The organism is Gilliamella sp. Pas-s27, from assembly GCF_009795865.1.
Taxonomy (GTDB): domain Bacteria; phylum Pseudomonadota; class Gammaproteobacteria; order Enterobacterales; family Orbaceae; genus Gilliamella.
Map to the genome: position 1 here is coordinate 1 of NZ_WTEW01000136.1, position 330 is coordinate 330.

General features: G+C 39.1%; 1 protein-coding gene. It reads left to right on the plus strand.

Annotated elements, in window-relative coordinates; translation table 11 throughout:
• Positions 1-330 (plus strand): hypothetical protein (locus tag GQ589_RS12035; protein WP_160426498.1); only part of this gene is annotated, 330 nt, incomplete at both ends.

Consider the following 330-nt stretch of genomic DNA (forward strand, 5'->3'; position numbering starts at 1 on the left):
TAAAGCTGTCAGATATTCCAGATATAGTTGAACTGATTAGTGGTGGACAGGGGCAAGCGATTAGGTTACCGAGTGTGTATTCTAATCCAGTGGATGATAACGATGTTTTTACGATTCGTTTTATGCTTGAAAATAAACCATACTGGATAGAATCGAGTAAGGTATTATACCTTCATGGACAAGATGGGCAACTAGCTTTAAACATAAGTTACTGGAATAAATTTCCGTTATCATTAGATAACAGCCTTTCCCCTCAGGAAAAAAAACGCAATACGGTATGTTACCCTCGTACCGTGTCCCTAAGTTCATTAGAGCGGGATGGCTTGATAG